The organism is Psychrobacter sp. YGAH215 (assembly GCF_007280595.1).
In the GTDB taxonomy this organism is placed as follows: Bacteria; Pseudomonadota; Gammaproteobacteria; order Pseudomonadales; family Moraxellaceae; genus Psychrobacter; species Psychrobacter faecalis.
This window is the reverse complement of sequence record NZ_VKLR01000019.1, coordinates 16,631-38,857: the sequence shown is the minus strand read 5'-3', so window position 1 is coordinate 38,857 and position 22,227 is coordinate 16,631. Positions and strand designations below refer to the sequence as shown.

Here is a 22,227-nt window from a genome sequence, read left to right as displayed (position 1 = left end):
GATCGTATTATGCTTGATATCAATACCGCTAAACAGACGCTTAAACAGCGCTTTAAACCTAAATCGTCGTCATCTACCTCAAAGACGCCCGTCGATTGCGAGGTGCTGATTATTGGCGCAGGGATTGCCGGTATCGGTATGGCGTGTCGATTGCAGCAGCAAAAGCACAAAGGGCTGTTTGGGCGGTACGTGGGATTTGTTTACATATCCTGGTATTCGTTCCGATTCTGATGCTTTGACCTTTGGCTATAGCTTTCGTCCATGGTTGGACCATCGGGTATTGGCAAAAGGCGGTGATATTAAAAACTATATTGCCGATACCGCGCGTGTGTTTGGCGTCTCTGAGCACATTCGCTATCAGCATGAGGTGCAACAACTGTCTTGGTCAAGCCATAGTCAGCAGTGGACGGCAACGGTAAAAAATCATGTAAGCGGCGAGGTATTTGCCTTAACGGCAAAGTTTGTCGTCGGTGCTACAGGCTACTATGATTATGAGCAAGGTTATCGCCCGCATTTTGAAAACGAAGCAGATTTCCAAGGTGAAATCATCCATCCGCAGCATTGGCAAAACGTCAATTATGACGATAAAAAAGTGGTCATAATCGGTAGCGGTGCCACCGCGATGACGCTACTGCCCGCTATGGTCGATGAAGAAAGCGAGCAGTGAGCGCAGCACGTCACTATGCTACAACGCTCGCCGACCTATGTAGCAAGTGTACCGGGCGATGATTATGCGCTTGATTGGCTGGCAGGTAAATTTTCGCCGTTATCAAAAACGCAAGCTTATAAGCTACTGCGCGCGCGTAATGTGTTGATGCAACAAGGGACGTATCGAGCGGCAGTTTTTGCGCCCAAGGTGATAAAAGCCTTATTAAAGCGTAGTGTTAAAACCGAGTTAAAGGGCAGCGGAGTTGATATTGCGCATTTTATGCCTACTTATAATCCGTGGGATGAGCGACTTTGTGCGGTGCCAGACAGCGATTTGTTTAAAGCATTACATGGCAAGCACGCTGCCGTCGTGACTGATCAAATCAGCCACTTTACCAAAACTGGCATCATGCTTGATTCTGGTAAACACCTTGACGCTGATATTGTTGTGACCGCAACGGGGCTAAAGCTGCAAATGCTTGGCGGCGCGAAACTATATATCGATGGACGGGCAATTGATATTGGCAAACGCATGACGTATAAGGCAGTGATGATTGAAGGTGTACCAAATATGGTGGCGCTATTTGGTTATACCAATGCGTCGTGGACGCTCAAAATCGATTTGGCTTGTCAGTATGTGCTGCGCTTGCTCAACCATATGCACAAGCACGGTTATCAGGTGGCAGTGCCACACGCAAAAACTGCGCATAGCGAGGCGCATACGCAGCCAGATACGGTCATGGGCGCGCTAACGGCAGGCTACGTGCAGCGCGCGCAACACGAATTACCGAAACAAGGCGATATTTATCCTTGGCGAGTCACCAATAATTATCTGAGTGACCGCGTGATGCTTAAATACCGTAAAGTAAAAGACGATTGGTTACGCTTTAGTCGTTAAGTGTTATAAGGGCGTGTCCTCAATTCAATCGATGGACATCTAAATGGTCTAAAAATGGCTAAATTTTGCCAAACTTCGTCAAATAGCTTGGTAATATCCCGATATTAACGGCACTATTTTCCTTGTTTGGCTACAATTTATCTCATTTTTATCACCATTTTTAAAATGAGGACGCGCCCTAGTGATTGTCTTTTAATGCTTATCGATAAATTCTGAAACTTGCTTACTTAAAATTTGCCATAAGGTTTCTTGCGCGCTTTTGCTGCCCCAAGCGTTATGTGGGCTAAATATCACCCGAGGATGATTAGAAAGGGTTAATAAAGGGTCGTCTTTGACAATCGGCTCTTGCTCAAATACATCGGTGGCATAACCAATAATTTGCTCGTTGTTAATGGCATCGCTCAGCGCTTGGCTGTCGACAATACCACCACGAGCGACATTAACAACTAGTGGCTGCTTAGCCATTTTTGCTAAGGTGTCTTTATTAATTATGTGCTTGGTTTGCTCGTTTAATGGGCAATGTAAGCTCAATACATCAGACTGCGCAAGTACCTCATCGAACGCCGTATAATCCTCATTACGCGGCGTACGCCCTTGATGCTCCGCCCACAATACCGTCATCCCAAAAGCGCGGGCGATGTCGGTGACACGTTTACCGATAGTGCCAACACCAATAATACCAAGCGTCTTATCTTCCAAATCTATCAGTGGAATATCAAGTAAGCAGAAATTACCATCATCTTGCCACGTACCGTCAGCAACTTTTTCATGATAATAGATGCCTGCGCGCATGGCCGTTAGCATCAGCATAAAGGTATGCTCGGGCACGCTTTTGACCGCGTAACCCGCGACGTTATATAGCGCAATATTGTGCTTAGCACAGGCATCTTGATCGACGTTATTCATACCTGTTGCGGTCAGTTGGATAAGCTTAAGTTTGGGCAGATTGGCAATGACGTCAGCGCTGATTTGTACTTATATCGTTCCTAAGCTTATAAAGAAAAACGCTTATAAAGAAAAACGCTTGCGCAATTTGCCAATCAGACTACGTACGCGACTGCTTAAATCAATACGCACGTCGTTTTCAGGGTCATGCTCAACTTCATAACGCTTAACCAATTCAGGGCTGGCTTTTAATTTTGTATGATGCTGAAAGGCACGGTTGACGCTAATCTCAAGGAGGCTGGCGCGCATTGGTTTTGGTAAGCAGCGATAGACCTGACCTTTATTAATCAAGTCAATCAACAAGCCTGCATCTTGGAATTCAGTCTGTACCAAGACCACCAAGTGCGGCGCATCTTGTTTTAAGGTAAAGATAATTGGCGCGATATTTTCGCCGCTGACATTGATGTCGGTAATACACACGCCGATATCTTCATTGGCCAAATAATCGTAAGCTTCTTCTAAGCCTTCTGCGTGCAGGACTCTATAGCTATGCGAGAACTGCTTGCTTATTTGCTCAATCAGCTCGTCGGTTTCATCGATGACCAACAGTGTCTGCTTTTTACCCGAGCTATCAAATTGCTCCGCGTCCTCATCTGGATTATAAGTCAACGCGATTTCGGTAGCGCGGCCAACGACCGCAAGTAGCTCCTCAGATTTACAAGGTTTGGTCAAATAACGATAAATCTCCCCATCGTTAATAGAGCCAATAATCGCGTTTAAATCAGCATAACCGGTCAATAAAATCCGCATGGTAGACGGCGATACTTCTTTGACTTCGCGCAAGATATCGACACCAACGCGCTCAGGCATACGCTGGTCACTGACCGCCACGTGTACGTGGTTGTTTTTGATATAGTCGATATATTCAGTCGGGTCAGTGGTGATAAAAACGTCATGCGTTTTACGAAACAGCAGTTTCATCGAACGTAAAATACGTTGTTCATCGTCGATAAATGCCAACTTCGGTTTTGGTACAGACCCTAGCTCGTCGCCAGAGGTTTCCATTTCATGGTCAAATTCATTCATGATGATATCCTTATGATGAATAATAGTACGATAGTTTTATATAATCATTTAAATAGCAATTGAGCTCACAACAAAACGAACACCAGAACCTAGCATTTATGCTGCTAGGCTTTGTTCGGTTAAATCATTATCAATCGGTAGCGTTAAGGTAAAGGTAGTGCCAACGCCTTCGGTTGAAACCGCTTTAATGTCGCCATTATGCTGCTCCATAATCTGCTGACTGATGGCCATCCCAAGACCGGTTCCTTCGCCCGCACCCTTAGTGGTAAAGAACGGCTCAAAGATTTGGTTAAGTACCTCGGCGCTCATGCCTTTACCATTGTCGCTGACATCGATATAGACATGATTGTCATCGGCGCGCGTTCGCACTTCGATTTTGCCATCTGGTTTTTCGCCCATGGCTTGCGCGGCGTTATTAAGCAAGTTCACTAGCACCTGATTAATCTGTGACGGCGAGCATTTAATTTCAGGCGTCGGCGCAAAATCAGTGACAATCTCTTGATGTCTGATAGAGTTGCCAGCGATTTTCAATGACGCTTCGATACATTCGCGCACATCGATGGTTTTCACTTTTGACTCATCAAGACGGGCAAAGTTACGTAGGTTTAGGACCATCTCGGTGATTTGCTCGACACCAAAGAGTGAGTCTTTAATCAGCTCTTTAAGCTCAGTGGACAAATCATCTTCTTGGATTTCATCCGACGCACGGACGATATAAGCCAATAACTTATCAATTTTGCCATCAGTAGCGGCATCAGTTTTAGCGGCTTTTAACCCTTGTACCAACTCAATCAACTCTTCGTATTGCTCAGTCAACTGACCGATAATCTCAAGGTTGTTTTGCACATAAGATAATGGCGTATTAACCTCATGAGCGACGCCCGCCACCATTTGACCCAAGGTTGCCATTTTTTCTGAACGGATCAATTGCAGCTGAGAGTTTTTCAGCTCTTTTAGCGTCTCTTGTAGCTCAGCGGTACGCTCTTCAACTTTAATCTCTAGCTGCTGATTAATATTGGCAAGCTTACCTTCGTTAGATTGGATACGGTCTAGGAGGTCATTAATAGAGCCGTTTACCAGCCCAATCTCGTTGCGACCTTCGGCGAATTTAACCTCACTTAGCTTATTGTATTGCTTATCATTAATCAGGTTTTCCGCTTGCGAGATTTTATCGGTGGTTTCTTTTAACGGTTTAAACGCTAAATAAGTGAGCATAAAGTAAATCAAACCCGCGGTGATAAGTAGCGCGAGGGCAATCCAGTTAATCAGATTTTTACTTAGATTGTCAGCGATGGCGTTAATTTCAGCATCAGGCTGGACGACGATAAGTTTCCAATAAGTCTCAGGAATCTCAAATACGTACGCTTGGCTGCCGTTATAATAGCTGTCTTTTTCTAACTCGAAGCTCTGCAATAAACGGCTGTCCATCGCGTTTTGCTTATTTTCACCGTTGTTTAGATAAGCGGCGTAGTTGACGAGATAATAGCCTTTTGACGTACCGGTTTCGGCTTTATCAAGCGTGGTCAATACCTGCTGGACTTGCGGCGATACGCTAGCGGCAACGCGCTCGATAGTCTCTTTACGCTGCATCTCCAAGAAGTTTAGTACCGGATTCCAAGCAGGGTCAGCGTTGATAACTTGCTTGATATCGAGCGGTGTGCCGGTGGCTTCGTCGATATAGCTTAAGCGCTCAGGATTAGAGGAGGCGATAACTTTGTCACTGTTATCGAGCAGTAAAATATAACCTGAGCCTGAGCTTTCGCTGAGCTTAACGATGTTTTCTTGCAGCTGGTTGAGGGTAAAGTTGACGGTACTGGCACCCCAGAACTGGTTGTCACGCTCGATGGCGACACCGCAGCTCATCGCCAGCTCGCCTTTGGTTTGGCTGGCGCGGACATGGTTCCAAATACAGCTTTCAGGTTTGAGCAATTTCAAAACGCTAAACCAGTCTTCTTGATAATAAGGATTGGCAGGGTTTGGGTCGCTGAGTACCGCTTGATAATCGCCGTTTTGACGCACCATCAAAAATGGATGGGTGGCGGTATTGGCGCCCAGTGCGCCTTTTTCTTTACTTGTGAGTCGTTATATATGGATTTCTAAAAAGTTACTTAAGCGCAGTATTCCAATAATCTTGCCAAACAATTGCAATAATCTTGCCAAAAAGTGCTCTTGAAAAGTTAACTTAACGCACTCATCTAGGCGCTAACGTTATATAATGGTCTGTTTTATCCATCGACCTAGCTGACAAGTTGGGCGTTGCTGATAGCTTCAATGACCAGCAACTTATTAATGAGTTTGAGCTATTAATTGACTAAATCCTTGCGTGATTGTTTGTATGATTGTGGCTTGATTCATTAACTATCTATTTTCTTATCATCTGAGTACAAAAGACATCGCCTTATGACTATCTCTATCGCTTCATTGCACAGCACCGAATTTGCCGTTGGTCAACGTTATTTATCTGATACGGAGTCTGAGCTTGGCTTGGGGGTGGTCATCGATGTTGATGACCGCTGTGTACATATCTTATTTCCACAAAGTGAAGAGACCCGCGTCTACGCCAAAAATTCTGCGCCGTTATCGCGCGTGGTGTTCAAAGAAGGCGATAGCATTTCTGACCAAGCCGGTAAAACCTATACCGTAACCGCGGTCGAAGAAGTGATGGGCGTGCTCAAATACAGTGTCGATGAGCATGAAAAAGGCATTATGGAAACCCGTTTGGCGGCCAATATCACGCTTGCCAAGCCGCTTGAGCGTCTGCTTGCTGGTCGTATTGAACGTGGCGATTGGTATGAGCTGCGTCAAGATATCTTGCGTATGCAATCGGCGCTAGCAGGTCACCCACTCAAAGGCTTGATGGGCGCACGTGTCGATATCATCGAGCATCAGCTGTATATTGCCCATGAAGTCGGCAAACGCATCGCCCCGCGTGTCTTGCTTGCTGACGAAGTTGGCTTGGGTAAGACCATTGAAGCAGGTCTGATTATTCATCAGCAGCTACTGACTGGCAAAGCTGAGCGCGTCCTAATTCTTGTACCAGACAGTTTGCAATATCAGTGGATGATTGAGCTACGCCGCCGCTTTAATCTAAATTTTGCCTTATTTGATTTGGTACGTACCGCTGCGATTAAAGAGCACGACCCTGAGCAAAACGTCTTTACGACCGAGCAATGTATCATTGCCGGCATGGACTTATTGCTTGACCATCCAGATTTGTACGATCAAGCGATGGAAGCGGGTTTTGATTTATTGGTCGTCGATGAAGCGCATCACCTGCATTGGGATGAAGCACAAGGCGGCAATGATAAATATGACCTCATTGCTGACTTTGCCGAAGAGACACCGGGTGTCATGCTATTAACGGCAACACCTGAGCAGCTTGGCGCCCAAAGCCACTTTGCCCGTCTGCGTTTATTAGACCCCGATCGCTTTGATGACCTTGATGAATTTATCGATAGCCAAGAAGCCTTTGCCGAAACTGCCGCTGTTGCCAGTGTCTTAATCGAAGATAAACCGTTAAGCGACGGTCAAATAGCGGCGTTAAGTCATCTGCTTTCTATTAGTATCGATGAATTAGCAAACATTAATGACGACGAAAAACTGCGTACTTATGCGCTCAATGAACTCCTTGACCGTCATGGCACGGGACGTATTTTATTCCGTAATACCCGTGAAAGCGTCAAAGGCTTCTATGGGCGTAGCAGCCAGCCATATCCATTGCCGCTACCTGAAGCATGGGTAGATAGCTATCAAACCAAGGGTAAATTGCGCGAGCAGCTTTGGGGCGAAGAAAACCAACCTGACGGTAGCTGGTTAGAAGATGACCCACGTGTGCCGTGGTTGATTGATATCTTAAAGGGTGAGCTTAAGCATAAAAAAGTATTGTTGATTGCTCGGAGTGGGGCGACGGTTGAAAGTTTAGAGGCGGTATTGCGTCTACATGCTGGTATTAAAACCGCTATCTTTACTGAGCAGATGACCTTACTTGAGCGTGACCAAGCGGCGGCGTTTTTCGCCGACTTAGAAGGCGCGCAGATATTACTCTGCTCAGAGATTGGCTCAGAAGGTCGCAACTTCCAGTTTGCAAGCCAGCTGATATTGTGGGACCTGCCTGCCAATCCAGATACGTTAGAGCAGCGTATCGGTCGCCTAGACCGTATCGGGCAGACACAGCAAATTATGCTGCACGTTCCTTATGTACGAGGAACGGCGCAAGAGCGACTGTACCGCTGGTATAACGACGCGCTCAATATGTTTAATCAGATTTCTCCAACGGCGCAAAGCGTACAAGAGCAATATATCCAAGAGTTGAAACTGCTGCTTGAAGGCGCGGATACCGACGCTAACCGCACCACTTTGCAGGAGATTATCGAAGAAGCACAGCAAACGCGCTTGGGACTCGAAGCACAGCTACAAGCTGGTCGCGATCGCTTACTTGAGTACAACTCATGCCGTCCGCGCGTTGCTGGGCGTATTGCCGATGCCATGCATGATTTTGATAAACATAATCTATTGCCGCAATTTATCGAGCGCTTCTTTGCTTCCGCCAATATCGACCACAATATCCAACGTGATGGTTCATGGGTGATTGCGCCGATTGATAGCACTGAGATTAGTGACTATATCGACGGTCTGCCGCTCGGTGATGAAGATGGTATGACGCTGACCTTTGAGCGCAAGCAAGCGCTGCAGCGTGAAGATATCGAATTTATCACCCATGAGCATCCGTTGATGCGCGCGATTTATGAGCTGGCAAGTACCAGCACCTTTGGTAATACCACCGTTGCGATGCTAAAGAGCGCTGCCGTCCCGCAAGGTATGGTGCTGCTAGAAGTGAATTTCCGCGTCGAAGCGATTGCGCCAAGATTGCTCAATTTACCTGCGACTTTAACCACACAAAATATCCGTGTCTTTATCAGTGAGCAGGGCAGTGATTTATCAGCCCGTATTAGCAGCGATATGATTATGCCGCATACTGAGCGCTTGGATAAAAACCGCGCCCGCCAAGTGATAAAAGTACGCGGCGATGTGATTGAGCAGCGCTATTATGAAGCTGAAGATATTGCCCGTCAGCAGCTAGAAGAGATTGGTGAACAAGCAAGCGCGCGCTTTAGTCAGCAGTGGTCACGTGAAATCAAACGCCTAAAGCATCTGCAAACCATCAATCCTAACGTCCGCCCAGAAGAGATTGAGCGTCTAGAGCAGCTAAAAGCCCAAGGCGAGCAAGCACTAGGCAATTTATCGCTGGTGCCAGACTCTATCCGCGTGCTGGTCGCTGTAAAGCCATAATATAAAGTCAAATAAAAAACGAGGTGTTTCATCATCTCGTTTTTTATTTATGTTTGTGAGCTTAGATGCTGCTTGTTTAGATAGCTACTTGTTTAGATAATTACTTGCGCATGATTATTAAACTAAAAAAGCGTTAAACCGACTCGTAAGGCGGCGACTGCCTAGTCAAAATCTTTAATATTCGCTAAGATGATTGGCTTTTCGCTTTATAATGAGCGATTGCTAATCATTTTACTGGCTATTTATTTGGCGTTGTCAGCGTTATCTGGCTGTTTAGTGCAAACTATAATAGTCATGCCATAACAGTTTTAAAATGAACCTACTATACATATTATTTTAAATTAAAACGCCGCATTGGCTTAAGCCGTATCGTATTGATAAGCTTGACCCTTGATCGCTTATATCTCAATGCTTGGCGTGATTGATCAAAATAAGGAAACCTATCGTCATGTCTGATTATCCGCAACTGATCGATGAGCTGCTCGCTACCGTCGCGCTTATCGAAGTCAGCCCTGATGTTTTTGAAGGTAAAAGCCACGATTATGTGGGCAGTCGTATTTTTGGCGGGCAAGTGCTGGCGCAAGCAATTATGGCCGCATCGCATACGCTCGATAAAGACAAACCTTGTCATTCGCTGCATGGTTATTTTTTGCGCGGCGGCGATATCAATCAGCCGGTGATTTACCAAGTACGCCGCCTGCGTGATGGTCGCAGTCTGTCAGCACGTGAAGTCACGGCAATTCAGTATAAAGAAGTGCGCGGTAAAGCGCCTGTCGAGCAAGTGATATTTTCGATGATTGCTTCGTTCTCACCAATGGAAGAGGGCTTGGAATATCAAGAAGATATGCCCGTGTATCCGCCGCCAGAAGACTTGCTTGATGAGCAAGATTTAAAAGAGCAGTATGTTGGAAAGGTTCCTGATGCCCTAAAAGCGCGTTTTATGCGTCATCGTCATGTCGAGATTAAACCGATTAAGCCGCGTGATCCGATTCATCCAGAACCGATGAAACCCAAGCAAGCAAACTGGCTGCGTATCCGTGAGCTTGGCAAGCAGCCTGTGGCCATTCAGCAAGCACTATTGGCGTTTTCGTCTGATTTTTACTTGGTCGGTACGGGGCTGATGTCACATGGGGTCAGCTTTATGACCAGTGGTTTGCAAGCGGCGAGTATTGATCACTCGATGCATTTTCATCGTGATTTTGATTTAAATAATTGGCTGCTATATGACATGTGGAGCGACACGACCTCTAATGCCAAAGGCTTAAATCACGGTCAGTTTTGGCAAGATGGTCGATTGGTCGCAACGGTACAACAAGAAGGCCTGATGCGTTTGCGGGTGCCCAAATCTTAAGTTTTTTCTTAGTTTTTTGTAGGTTATAAATGAAAAAAGCGACTCAGAGTATATTTTGAGTCGCTTTTTTTATAAAGGTTACTTGGTTTCCCTAACTTATGCTTCCAAAATCTTCATCATCGCTCGTGGCAATCCAAGTGTCGCTTGTGCATCTTCAGCATTTGACCAATTTATATTAATTTCCGCTGCTTGCAAGGCTTTGGTCAAATCAGCCGTTTGCTCATTCGTTAAAGTTAGTGATTGCGGCGTTAAATACCAATGGAAATGAGTTAGTGAGTGTTTGATAGGCGCGTCATCAAGCAAGGTTTTATTAATGGGCGCGGCTGCTAAACTATGCTTATCCAACCATTCATTGATAATTTGCTCAGCGGTGGTAAATTCTGTTTCATACTCTTTTTCATAGACTTTTTCATTGCTAGTAACTTTTAATGATTTATCATCGCTGGCTTCCGAATTTTTAGCAGTAGCTTTACCGTCAATTTTCTCAACAAATTGCAAAGGCAAACTCCATAGTCCGCCCCAAATGCCGTTATCAGGACGCTGTAGCCACAGTATTTTGCCATCCGTATCTTTAATCAATAGTGCATTGCTAACTTTGCTGGGCTTGGGCTGTTTTTTGGCCTTGACTGGATAATCGGTTTCGCGACCCTGCGCATGGGCTAAGCAATCATCTTGTAATGGGCACAATAGACAAGCAGGTTTGCTACGCGTACATAAGGTTGCACCCATATCCATCATGGCTTGCGCAAACAATCCTGAGTTCTCTCTTGGTGTTAAACGCTCCGCCAATGCCCACAGCTCTTTGGTAGTAACAGACTTGGTAATATCACCATCGATAGCCGCCCAGCGGGTGAGAACGCGTTTGACATTACCATCACAGATCACGCCATAACGATGTAGCCCCATTGCCATAATCGCCCCAGCGGTCGAAGGGCCAACGCCAGAAATCGCTTCCCAACCTGCTAGTGTTTGCGGAAAGTCGCCCGTCTCATCAATTACTGCAACCAATTGCTTTGCGCCTTTATGCAGATTACGCGCGCGCGCATAGTAGCCAAGTCCTGCCCAGTGTTCCGCCACCATATCCCATTCTGCTGCGGCTAAATCTTGCACCGTCGGAAACGACGCCATAAAGCGGGCAAAGTAGGGCAGCACTGTCATTACTTGCGTTTGCTGGAGCATGACTTCTGATAGCCAAACGATATAAGGGTTGGGGGTGTCAGTCTGGTGCTGTTGCCACGGCAGATCGTGGCGACCGTTTTCAGCGAACCAATCGAGCAGGCGGGGAGCGAATGAATCCAGAGAAGTTAATGACTGAGAAAATTGAGTAGGCAAGAGTATTCCTTGTAAATTGAACAGGGATATATAACGTTTGGGACAAACAGTGTTTATGGGGTGTAATACGATTGATACAAGACAATAGTAGATGAGCTTGGTTTTCAGTATCGGGGAATGAAAATCAAGGAATGGAGCTATAATTCACTGTCTTGTTTGCCAAGTAAATTTTGAGTAAACCTTCAGATAAGTTAAAGGTAAATAATAGAATATAACAGGTGCGCTAGGCGCACCCTACAACTTTATCTAAGTTCGATCTACTTCCGATTCTTCCGCGTTTTTAAACGACGCAAACGTTTTTCTTCTTCTTTAGCGATTCTTTTCTCTTCGGCTGCGACTCGTTGTTCAGCGACCACAATTTCTTCAGCTTCAGTCATTTCTGGCGTCTCGAGGGTAATATTTCCAAGCTTGCCGCTACGTAACTCGTTAATCAAAATCTCAGACATGCGGTAGGTATCGACTTGATTGCCCGCGCGCACGCAGCCGCGATTACGTCCCGCCACTTCAAGAAACTCCCAATCGGTCTTGGGTAATTCTTCAATCTTATAGCGGGTTTTTAGCAGTTCAGGATAGGCTTGCATGAGATACTCAGCGGTATAACTGGCCACATCGGCGAAGTCAAAAGCAGTATCACGAATACCGCCGGTCGCCGCCAAGCGATAGCCAGAATTTTCGTTTTCAACCTTTGGCCATAACATACCGGGGGTATCATAGAGCATGATGTCATCGTCAAGTTTAATCAGCTGCTGCGACTTAGTGACGGCAGGCTCGTCGCCGGTTCTTGCCACGGCGCGTCCAGCTAAGGTATTAATCAAGGTCGATTTACCAACGTTTGGAATACCCATTATCATGGCTTTGATTTGACGACCGGTGCCGACTTTATTGGGTACGAGGGATTTGCATATCGCGATAATACGTTTGACGTCATCGGCTTTATTATTGTCGCAAGCGATGGCTTTGACGCCATCTTGTTGCTCAAGATATTCCATCCACGCTTTAGTCAATTCAGGATCAGCAAGGTCGGCTTTGTTTAAAATTTTGATGACCGGTTTTTCGCCACGTAATGCCGCGACCATTGGGTTTTCGCTACTATAAGGAATACGCGCGTCAATCACTTCAATGACGACGTCCATCTGCGGCATGATTTCTTTGATTTCGTTACGGGCCTTGTTCATATGCCCAGGGAACCACTGAATACTTGCTCTCTTATCCATCTGCTTTTATAACCTTTTATAAAAAATGCTAAAAGTAAGACACTCTTTGCTTACTCTTTAATGGCGTCCAGTTTACTACACAACCAGCGTCACCACGTTAACATTTCATTTAACGTAACGCACAGAGCAGACTATTATTCAAACTCGTCTGTTAAATCCTCACGTGCTGGTGGCAATGGCGCTAAATAACCAATGACCAAGATTAAGCTACCCGCACCAAGGAAGGAAATCACCCGCCAAATTGCCTCGGTTTGTGATAAATCGACGATTACCAGTTTTAGCACCACAACGCCCAGCAGTCCAATGCCCATAAACCATAGTGTTCGCTGTCCATAGCGGCTGGCGATGATAGTGGCGACCAAAGCAATGAGCGTCCATAAAATGGTCAATCCCGTCTGTACCTGCTCGCTGCTCCAAGCGCCCCCTGTCACGTCGTATGAGCCGCCAGTCCATAACGGCGTGTCGATAAATGCATGCAGCGTTCTAACCAACATACTAGAACCTATCCAAAGGCCAATCAGCGCTAAGATAATTAATAGCATATCGTTTTTAGGAATAGCGCTTAATAGGTTTCTCGATTTCATGCCATGTGGCTGACGGAGCAAATAAACGCCCAAGCTGTAAAAAACCACCAGCCATAACGTCACATCATATAAGTTAAATAGGGGGAAATAGGGTAGCTGCCAAATGACGCCATCGTAAGTGAAGTTGGTAAAAATAGCCCAGCCTAAAGCCATAGGCACAAAGAGTTTGGCGCTATCTAATAATGCCTGATGCCAGTCGAACCAATAAGGCGCAAGCGCTGAATTAGCTGCTTTTGATTGCTTATCATTGTACTGAACCATAGCATGACGCTGTGTCCACCATAATCCAGCCAGCATAAAGGCAACCGGAACTAAAATAGTCATGACGCCTTTTGAATCAGGCAAGCCATAATGCATAGCTTCTGCCAACAGGATAATGCCAGCACCAAGCCAGCTCGCGCTATCAAAACTTTTTAACTCCAATTCTTTATGCCATGACTTTAACCATAGTTGCCCAACGACTAACCAACCTATGAATAAGGCAATAAATATCGGCCAATGAAAGGTTGTCCATTGATGATCAAATTCATACTTTTGTGGCAGTTGAAACAGTAGTGCGGCATAAAATAGCAGCAATAACCCATGGCTAAACTGCCTAATCTCGCGCCACGCATGATAGTGATTGATTGTTTGATAAATAGCTAGGCTGGTTAAGGTGGCCAATCCTAGCAGCGCCGTCGTTGCTAAGCGCCGGCTGGCAAGCCAGTGGTCAAAATCAATCACCAATACGTACAGCAGCCAAACCATTGCAGTAAAGGTTAAAAAGCGACCTAAATTTGGACTGCGCCACATCAAGTTAAACGCCATACTTTGGCTATTGATACTGGTAAGCCATTGCTTAGTAGCGAGTTCACCAATGCCCAAAGCTTTAGTATAGGCAGTCAGCGTATGATTGGCGTTAAGCTGGTTGTTGGCGTCATCAATAGGCGAGTTGCTGGCGCGTAAGATAAACATCGTAGCTAGATAGCTGAGCGCCGAAATCGTCAACGCCAACGTTGGATAATCTTTGATCGTAAAGACCACAGTTATCATCAGCATCGCGATACTGAGCAGCTGCAATAACAACCCAAACAATACTGACCATGCACGTAGTGAGCGCCGTCCAAACCATACCAAGGCTAGCCCTTGTACCGACCAGCCAAAGGCAATCCATTCTGCATCAAGTGCCAGCGGAATCACTAATGCTAAAAAGCCAAACCCTAACGCCAGCATACCTTCAGTAATCAGAGCATAGCGCTGACTGCGTTTAATAAAGCGCCAACCAAGACCCAGATAAATCATCGCTAAAATAGCACTAACAATGGTCAACGCATGATGAATATCCTGCAATAAGGCAGAAAATAAGCCAAATGCCAATATCGGCACGGAGAATAACAGACCAATATCGATAGGGAATACATAGCTAGAACGTCGTTCTTCAACATTAGCCACGTTCATAATCGCTTCATTGTCATCGTTATAAGCAATGATTTGTTGCGCGTAGCGAATCACCACAAATAAATACAGAATGAGATGTAGGGCAACCAGTACCACCAATGACCAACGCTGATTATCAATAATTACCGTTACGTTCTCTGTCAGTCCCCAATAATAAGCCAGCCCAAACGTGACTCCTGACCCAAAAATATTGAGCACTTTCCACGGACGATAATGAGCAATTACTGCAATAGTCACGTTTAGTAATAAGTAATAGCTAAACAAAACCGTCAAGCTGCCTGTATCCTGACTGGTCAATATAGGCGCAAAAAAGCCGCCCGATAATGCCAGTAATGCCAAAGGAAAGGCGTTTTGACGGACGGCTAAAACGACGGTAAGTGCTGATAATAAACCAAGTCCTATAAAGCTTGGTAGACTTGCCAGCACTTGATAAACGCTATAGGCAAAAAAGGTGGTTAGATAAGCAATCGCCAATCCTGCGCCTTGCAAAGTGATGCCGTAAGCAAAGCGGTTTTTTACTAATTTTAATCCTAAAGCTGCTAACCCTAAACCGAGGACGCCTATGGCAATGAGTTTAAAGGCGATGGGTATTTCAATATAGTCGCTTAATAAGCGCAGTAATAACACCACCCCGACGAGCAACACCAATACCCCAACGCGCACTACTAAGTTGCCGCCAAAAAACCAGTTTTGCATAGAGTGAATAATGGAGGTGACGATAGGCAAGGAGCGCTCGTCTGGCTCTATCGTTGTAACAGGGGGTTTCGATTTTGTCGATTTTTGCGTTAACACGATATTTTCTATCGGCGTGGGACTAGCGTCAGCGGCTGTAACCAAATCTACTGCTGCTAACGGTATCGGTGGCGGCATTGATGACCGCAAGGTTGGAGAGGTGTCAGGCACTGATGCAAATTGACTTTCTTGATCGCTATTTATATCGGCGTGAGAAGATTTTGCTGTGATCAAGCCCTCTTCTTGCCGTTTAAGCTCAGCTTGTAGCGCTGTCATATCATGACGCAACTGTCTGATTTGTTGGCTTATCCTGGCGTATAGTATGAACACCACGATCAATAAAGCCATAAAAGCCAGCCAGCCCAGCTGATTTATCAATAGATATAACATCCTCGTTACTCAATCCCACTTATAATAGAGTGATGATGACGTTATTTGCTCATAAGCACAAGATTGGTCATGGTAGTTATTGTGTATAATGACGAAAAATAGGGGTCGCTTTCTGAGAAAGTGACCCCTGTTTTTCGTCTTATACTTTGTATTAACACTCGTTATAGTGAGCGTTTATACAACTTGATTGATGATATTTTTAAAATTATTGACCGAGATTGGTTTTCATAAATTCAAGCATGTTGTCCCAGCTTTGCTTAGCAGCGGTTTCGTTGTAGCCAAGGTCAACATCGTTTTTGGCCGCGCGTTCATCGGCATGCGGATTGGTAAAGCCATGCTTAGCACCGTCATAGACATCAATCGTGTAGTCAACATCGGCAGCATCTAGCTCTGATTTTAGACCTTCGATTGCCTCCATTGACACCATCGAATCATCACGGCCGTGAGCGACCAATACTTTGGCTTTGAAGTTTTTATCGGCAGGCTGTTTTGCTGATGGATTACCGTGGAAAGTAGCGACGGCTTTTAATGGCATGCCTTCGCGTGCCATATCGAGCACCACTTTACCGCCAAAACAATAACCAATCGCCGCTAAGTTATCGCGATTAACCGCCAGTTGGTCACCAAAGTCATTGAGTATTAAGCGGCAACGTGCCATTAGCATGTCTTGATCAGCAAGTACTTGCTCCATCCACATATTGGCCATCGACGCGTCGCTGGTCAGCTTGCCTTCACCATAAACGTCCATCGCCACCGCTGCATAGCCTGCTTTTGCTAAGCGCTCAACGACGGACTTTGGATGATCGACCACGCCCCACCATTCTGGCGCCACCAAAATACCTGCTACTGGATTGTCCTCTGAGGCAGATTCTGGCAGCGCCACATAGCTGATAAGCTCAACGTTATTTTCGGTAGTGCTGATCAATTCAAAAGTCTTAATTGACATATTATTGTCCTTTTTTTATGTTATGAAGGGGGTTTTATAAATGGCTGTTTTATAAATAACTACTTTATAAATGCTTGTTTTATAAGTATTAACTGTTCGTATTTTGCTTCATTCTTTTATTTACTTCTCCTACCTTAACGCCCAAGTTCGCCAAAAACAGCTATAATACTGTAACGCTCTTTATCAAAATGCTACGGCGACTTTATGACACTCAATTTGTTCAATCAATCTGGATCTCAATTAGCATCCGCTCTAGATTCCAAAACAACAACTGATTCAGATTCAGCGACGCCATCTGCGGTGCGCTTATTTCCTCACAGCCAAAACAATGCTAATGATCTATTGCGTCCGCAGTTTTGGTCACGTTTTGCGCTGTCAGAGCTAAACCATAGCGAATGGGAAGCGCTATGCGATGGTTGCGGTAGCTGTTGCCTAATCAAGTATATCGACGATGACAATGTCAGCGATGACCATAGTCATGAAGCAGAAATGGTTGAATATACCGATGTCACCTGCCAGCTGATGGATTGCGCGACCGGTTACTGCAAGCATTACGCCACACGCCAAGAGCATGTGCCGGACTGTATTCAGCTAACTATGGAGAATTTGCCGCAGATGATGTGGCTGCCGTCACACTGTGCTTATAAGCGCTTGTATAAAGGACAAGATTTACCAAATTGGCATTTGTTATTGACGGGAGATGCGGTGGCAACTCAGCAGCAGATGCGCGCTGCCAATGTTGGCGTAGCAGGGCGCTGTATTTCTGAGATTGGCATGACAGATGAGGAAATGGAGGAGCGGGTGGTAAATTGGGTCCAGCCTTAACCTAACTTTTTTTATAAAGGGTTTAATCTATGTTTATGCTTAATGAACAATGGATTTAACGTCGCAATACCGCTTTGGAGAGTAGCTGCACCTCTTCGAAATCCTCAGCTATTCTTTAGAATCCTGCGCGGCGGATTTGGCACTTGCTTCCGCATCGGCTTGTGAATCTGCTAGTGGCGGGATAGGAATATCCTGCCGAATTTGCTTGGAGAACTCGCGACTATTGATAGCGCTAGTTCCTGCCAGATTATCAAAACCGCGAACCTTTGGATTGATATGGGTGCGCTCGTACCATGTATCCATTGACCAAGGCTGACCGTCCTTTTCAGGGTTGGCGTCGAGCATGCCAACGTCGTATAAGTAGTTTGGTAGCCAGCCCGATACCCAAATTCGGTAATCCCATGGCAGACGGTCGCCACTGACAATACGTGCCATATAAAAGATAATATTGGTACAGTTGCTCATCAACGTATTGTACCAAGTTGGTTTGGCGTTCAATTCATCGGCGGCAGTTAAGTAAGACTCAAATAACGACTTGACCTCGTGCTGTTGTAAATTGCTGACCGGAAACAGATAAACTTGCTCGCCGCGAGCATTACTACGGGTATAAATAATATCGCGCTCTTCGGCAGCAATCAGGCTCAGCTCAAAACGCCTAAAAAACCCTGCCAATGCCGAAAACGACTCGCCTTCTTCCTTACGAATCTCGAACGAGAAGGCGAGCGGCCTATCATCTTCAAAGCGGAAACTGACCAAAGTATGCGCAATCAGCGGCCCCATCCAATAGGAGTTGGTCACATCGACGCCAGAGAGTTTTGACATATCTATCGTGCGCGTGCCCCAGTGTTCAGCCGCTTCTTTATCAGTACGCCAATCAAAATTACGAACATTGGTGAGCGTGACTAAGTCAGGGCTGTTGGCATCGCGGCTATAAGTAACTCTTTCGCTGACTTCCGCCATCCAGTCGCGGTCTTGTTTGGGCTCAATAGAAAAAAACCAGCCCAAACCGATAAACCAAACTGCGCCATATAAACCAATGAGCCATTTAACGGTTACTTTTTTATCTGGCGCTGCTGAATTATTTGATGGCTGATTACCTCGATTTTTTGGAGTTTTTGACCAATGCCTTTTTGTTGCATAAGCGGCATTAGCCAGCGCCGCTAAAATGCCGATTATAACAAGGGTCGTAAGCCAAGTAATCGGTGAGCGTATGCCAAACTGATACCAAATTGCCATTAACAGCCAAACAGCAGATAGGAGCAACGTAGTAACGATTAAAACCTGCGCGAGGTAATAGCGCCAAGTTCGCTTTTGCTGGCGATCATGAGCTGCCCCATGCTCTAAGCGATTGCTGTTTGAAAGCGGCGAGAGCAGGCGAGAAAAAAAGGCACATAGCGACATAGGTTTGACTTTGAGGAATGAAGGCTTTGACCATAGCAAAGTTTGCAACACACTGACAATACAATTTGAGTGAATTTGTCGTTGAATGTCCGTAAGCCTTGCGATAAAGTGAAACCTATTAGGCTAGTCTATTTTTATCTATACTTATATAGTTGTCATTTATCGCTATGATAGGATTTGTATGGATAATTTGATCTTTATTTAAATATTTTGACTACTGCCTAAATATAAAGTCGCTGTTTTATTTGCTATTTTAATCCCCATTTAGGTTTAAGATTTTAATTGCTATTCACTATTTTCTTTGATTACTGCTATTAACTAAAGAGGTTAAATCACATCATCATGTCCGAAGACGCTCCAAGCCCGAGTAGTTGGTCGATGCGCGGCTTAAAACGCTGGCTATCGACCGCCCCCGAAACCCGTGATGAACTGATACGTTTGGTGCAAGACTCGCGCCAGTTCTTAGAACCCGATACCGTGGACATGTTGGAAGGCGTCCTTGATTTGCCTGCCACCCAAGTTCGCGAAATTATGACCCCGCGCCCGCAAGTGATTGGGCTGCACGAAAGCGCTAGCTTAGCTGAAGTGATGGATATCATTCTTGAGACCACACACTCGCGCTATCCGGTCTTTGATAGCCAAGACGATGATGCCGTTATCGGTATTCTATTGGCAAAAGATTTGATTCCTATCCTCGTACACATGGTGCGCGATCAAGAAGATAAAATTGGCAGTCAACGTTTACGAGACTTGGTGCGTCAGCCGCTTTATATTAGCGAAACAGCGCGCTCTGATACTTTGCTACGCTCATTACAGCGCACCCAAGTGCATATGGCGATTGTCGTCGATGAGTTTGGGAATTTTGCTGGTGTGGTAACGATGGAAGATTTGCTCGAAGAAATCGTCGGCGATATCGTCGATGAGCATGATGACTTCGATGAAGACAGTGATATCAATAATATCGTCGCCGATCCTGAAAGACCAAATACGTGGCGCGTGCAAGCATCGACAGTGATTGAAGACTGTAACGATGAGCTTGGCGCCCACTTTGATGATACCGATGTTGATACTATGGGCGGTTTGGTCATGCAAGCGCTCGGTCATGTTGGTGATTTGGAAGGGGAGAGTGTGGTGATAGACGATTGGCAAATTACCATTACCGATGTTGAAGGGCGCTTTATTCAGAATCTTGAGCTGTCTAAAATCAATGCTGACCAGCAAATATTAATAGGTAGCCATTAATTTATTGATGTTTATCACTTAATCTTGGCACTTAAAGATCAGCTCGGCATTTAAATATAAAAAAACACGATTGCGGTCGTGTTTTTTTTTGCTTTTAAAATCGGTATTTTGCAACGCAATGTTACCTATTGATTGATTTAGACTGGTATCATGGGCAGGTTTAATTTTTGAGCGCTGTATTGAGCAGCTAACGATTGGCTATCAATCCAGCGCTCACCGAATAAATCAAAGTTTAATATTTAAGCTTTAAACGACTGAAAAATAAGGTTTTGGATAACTGCTATGCGTCTGTCTACTGTGGATTTGCAAAAACGTCTAAACCCCGATAAGCCCAAGGGCTTGCCGCTGGTGTTGACCATATTGATTGCGTGGCTGGCAGGCGCAGTGTTTATCTTTGCCCTCGCGCCGTATGGTTTTTGGCCGGTGGCGTTGGTGTCGCCCGCTATTTTGTATGCCTTACTGATGCCTGATATGACAGGCAAGCGTGCTTTTGTTATCGGTCAAGCTTATGGCACCGGGCTTTGGTGCGTCGGGGCGTTTTGGCTGTATACCTCAATCCATGTCTATGGCGATACGCCAGTGTGGCTCGCGCTAATTATGATTGCGCTGATGGGCCTTGGGATGGGCTTGTTTCATGGCTTTTTGGCGCTGATTTTTAATCGTGTCGTCGGTAAGCAGCCGTTATCCTTTGCCGCGCTTTGGGTATTGCAAGAGTGGATGAAAACTTGGCTATTTACCGGTTTTCCGTGGTTATTTGTCGGTTATGCCTTTACCGAGCAGTATTGGCTATCGTCATTAGCGCCCATTGCTGGTGTGTTTGCGGTGTCTTTTGTGGCAGTATTATTGGCGGCAAGTTTGGTTGAGCTATTGCGTCGCCGCGGCGGTTATATGATTCCTACTGCCGCACTACTTATTGTCAGCTGCGCGTTATGGTTGCTAAATCCGCAATGGACAAAACCAAAGGGCACGCCTGACTTATCGGTATCATTAATTCAAGGTAATATTCCACAAGATTTAAAATGGCTGACTGAATATCAGGTAGAAACGCTAAAAATTTATGCCACCCTGTCCAGTACCGAATGGGGCAGCGACATGATCTTGTGGCCAGAGTCTTCCATTCCCATGTTTCAAGATGAAGCGCTAGGTTTTATCAGTGAAGTGGTCAAAGTGGCCAAAGAAACCGATACCACGTGGGTCACTGGTATCCCTTATAAGGATACCGCGGCTTTTGATGCCAAGACCGATAAATACCCGCCGTTTTATAATAGTGTCATTGCTTTAGGTGCGGACGCTGAAGGGCTATATAAAAAACAGCGTTTGGTACCTTTTGGCGAATATATTCCTTTTGAGGGTATGCTAGATATCTTGCCAAACCTTGCTGGTAGCCAAGATATCATGAGCTATAGCCGCGGTAGTGATAATCAATCACCGCTGCGCGTGCGTGGTCATAACTTGGGCGCTGCGGTTTGCTATGAAGTTGCCTATCCTGACACCACGCGCAAAAACGCCATCAATACTGACTTTTTATTGACCATCTCTAACGATGCGTGGTTTGGTAGCTCGGCAGGTCCGCTCCAGCATTTGCAAATGGTCCAAATGCGCGCGCTTGAAAACGGCCGCTGGTTTATGCGCGCCACCAATACTGGCGTTACGGCTATCATTGACCATAAAGGTCATATCGTAAAGCGCGCACCGCAGTTTGAGCGCACCGTCTTACGCGGAAATGTGCAGGCACGCGTTGGTAATACGCCTTATATGCGCGCGGGTAATTATCCTATTTTAATCATTATTGCGCTTCTGCTATTATTAAGCTATCTTGGCAAGCGTGCGACCCCGCAGAGACGTTTGGTCAAATAAAAAATACCCATAGGCTTTGGTTGTAAGTTTTTTCGCTAATAAACCCTTTAAATCGTTAAGGGTTTTCACAAATCGATATAAATTGCGATATAATAGGCCAATATTTTAAA

Annotated in this window: 15 protein-coding genes and 1 pseudogene; 8 read left to right on the top strand and 8 right to left on the bottom strand. The window is 45.5% G+C overall.

Going from position 1 to position 22,227, the window contains the following annotated elements; genetic code table 11:
• The first annotated feature begins 9 nt into the window (after window positions 1–9).
• From FOR85_RS12810 to FOR85_RS12800, 3 genes are read left to right on the top strand one after another with little or no spacing between them, the layout of a single operon-like run.
• Window positions 10–231, top strand: coding sequence for a hypothetical protein (locus tag FOR85_RS12810; protein ID WP_223808593.1), 222 nt, complete (start codon window positions 10–12; stop codon window positions 229–231).
• Complete coding sequence (locus FOR85_RS12805; protein WP_223808592.1) at window positions 197–667, top strand: SidA/IucD/PvdA family monooxygenase; 471 nt, start codon at window positions 197–199, stop codon at window positions 665–667. Before FOR85_RS12810 ends, FOR85_RS12805 begins: the two co-directional genes overlap by 35 nt.
• A gap of 15 nt (window positions 668–682) precedes the next feature.
• On the top strand, window positions 683–1,546 hold the full coding sequence (locus FOR85_RS12800) for an NAD(P)/FAD-dependent oxidoreductase (RefSeq protein ID WP_223808591.1): 864 nt from the start codon (window positions 683–685) through the stop codon (window positions 1,544–1,546).
• A 192-nt stretch (window positions 1,547–1,738) separates the two neighbouring features.
• Here the strand turns inward: FOR85_RS12800 and FOR85_RS09060 are convergent.
• The 3 genes and pseudogenes from FOR85_RS09060 to FOR85_RS09050 all read right to left on the bottom strand — a co-directional run.
• A pseudogene (locus tag FOR85_RS09060) lies at window positions 1,739–2,521 on the bottom strand (NAD(P)-dependent oxidoreductase); the annotation flags it as partial.
• 33 nt (window positions 2,522–2,554) lie between these two features.
• Window positions 2,555–3,517, bottom strand: a complete 963-nt coding sequence (locus tag FOR85_RS09055) for a response regulator (RefSeq protein WP_144297666.1) — start codon at window positions 3,515–3,517, stop codon at window positions 2,555–2,557.
• Window positions 3,518–3,613: 96 nt separating this feature from the next.
• Window positions 3,614–5,539 (bottom strand): ATP-binding protein, encoded by a 1,926-nt coding sequence (locus FOR85_RS09050; protein WP_223808590.1) that lies wholly within the window; start codon window positions 5,537–5,539, stop codon window positions 3,614–3,616.
• 378 nt (window positions 5,540–5,917) lie between these two features.
• On the opposite strand from FOR85_RS09050, the gene rapA reads away from it, so the two are divergent.
• Both rapA and FOR85_RS09040 read left to right on the top strand, forming a co-directional pair.
• Complete coding sequence (rapA, locus tag FOR85_RS09045) at window positions 5,918–8,806, top strand: RNA polymerase-associated protein RapA (protein WP_190295533.1); 2,889 nt, start codon at window positions 5,918–5,920, stop codon at window positions 8,804–8,806.
• A 448-nt stretch (window positions 8,807–9,254) separates the two neighbouring features.
• The gene (locus FOR85_RS09040) at window positions 9,255–10,157 is read left to right on the top strand and encodes an acyl-CoA thioesterase II (protein ID WP_144297665.1); all 903 of its coding nucleotides are present in this window, start codon (window positions 9,255–9,257) and stop codon (window positions 10,155–10,157) included.
• A gap of 96 nt (window positions 10,158–10,253) precedes the next feature.
• Here the strand turns inward: FOR85_RS09040 and mutY are convergent, their stop codons facing one another.
• The 4 genes from mutY to FOR85_RS09020 all read right to left on the bottom strand — a co-directional run bounded on the left by mutY (window position 10,254) and on the right by FOR85_RS09020 (window position 16,792).
• Window positions 10,254–11,489, bottom strand: a complete 1,236-nt coding sequence (mutY, locus tag FOR85_RS09035) for an A/G-specific adenine glycosylase (RefSeq protein ID WP_223808589.1) — start codon at window positions 11,487–11,489, stop codon at window positions 10,254–10,256.
• A gap of 257 nt (window positions 11,490–11,746) precedes the next feature.
• Window positions 11,747–12,703 carry a ribosome biogenesis GTPase YlqF gene (gene ylqF / locus FOR85_RS09030; RefSeq protein ID WP_144297663.1) on the bottom strand — a complete coding sequence of 319 codons (957 nt, stop codon included), beginning with the start codon at window positions 12,701–12,703 and terminating at the stop codon, window positions 11,747–11,749.
• A gap of 134 nt (window positions 12,704–12,837) precedes the next feature.
• Window positions 12,838–15,732: a DUF2339 domain-containing protein gene (locus FOR85_RS09025; protein ID WP_223808588.1), complete on the bottom strand. Its 2,895-nt coding sequence runs from the start codon at window positions 15,730–15,732 to the stop codon at window positions 12,838–12,840.
• A 319-nt stretch (window positions 15,733–16,051) separates the two neighbouring features.
• Window positions 16,052–16,792 carry a dienelactone hydrolase family protein gene (locus FOR85_RS09020; RefSeq protein ID WP_144297661.1) on the bottom strand — a complete coding sequence of 247 codons (741 nt, stop codon included), beginning with the start codon at window positions 16,790–16,792 and terminating at the stop codon, window positions 16,052–16,054.
• A gap of 204 nt (window positions 16,793–16,996) precedes the next feature.
• Between FOR85_RS09020 and FOR85_RS09015 the strand changes: the two genes are divergently transcribed.
• Window positions 16,997–17,617, top strand: a complete 621-nt coding sequence (locus tag FOR85_RS09015; RefSeq protein ID WP_144297660.1) for a YcgN family cysteine cluster protein — start codon at window positions 16,997–16,999, stop codon at window positions 17,615–17,617.
• 108 nt (window positions 17,618–17,725) lie between these two features.
• On the opposite strand, the gene FOR85_RS09010 is transcribed toward FOR85_RS09015, so the two are convergent.
• Window positions 17,726–19,018, bottom strand: coding sequence for a DUF4105 domain-containing protein (locus tag FOR85_RS09010; RefSeq protein WP_144297659.1), 1,293 nt, complete (start codon window positions 19,016–19,018; stop codon window positions 17,726–17,728).
• Between the two features lie 342 nt (window positions 19,019–19,360).
• On the opposite strand from FOR85_RS09010, the gene FOR85_RS09005 reads away from it, so the two are divergent.
• Together FOR85_RS09005 and lnt are read left to right on the top strand one after the other, a co-directional pair.
• Window positions 19,361–20,260 (top strand): HlyC/CorC family transporter, encoded by a 900-nt coding sequence (locus FOR85_RS09005; protein WP_144297658.1) that lies wholly within the window; start codon window positions 19,361–19,363, stop codon window positions 20,258–20,260.
• Between the two features lie 282 nt (window positions 20,261–20,542).
• Window positions 20,543–22,117, top strand: a complete 1,575-nt coding sequence (gene lnt, locus FOR85_RS09000; protein ID WP_144297657.1) for an apolipoprotein N-acyltransferase — start codon at window positions 20,543–20,545, stop codon at window positions 22,115–22,117.
• Window positions 22,118–22,227: the final 110 nt, after the last annotated feature.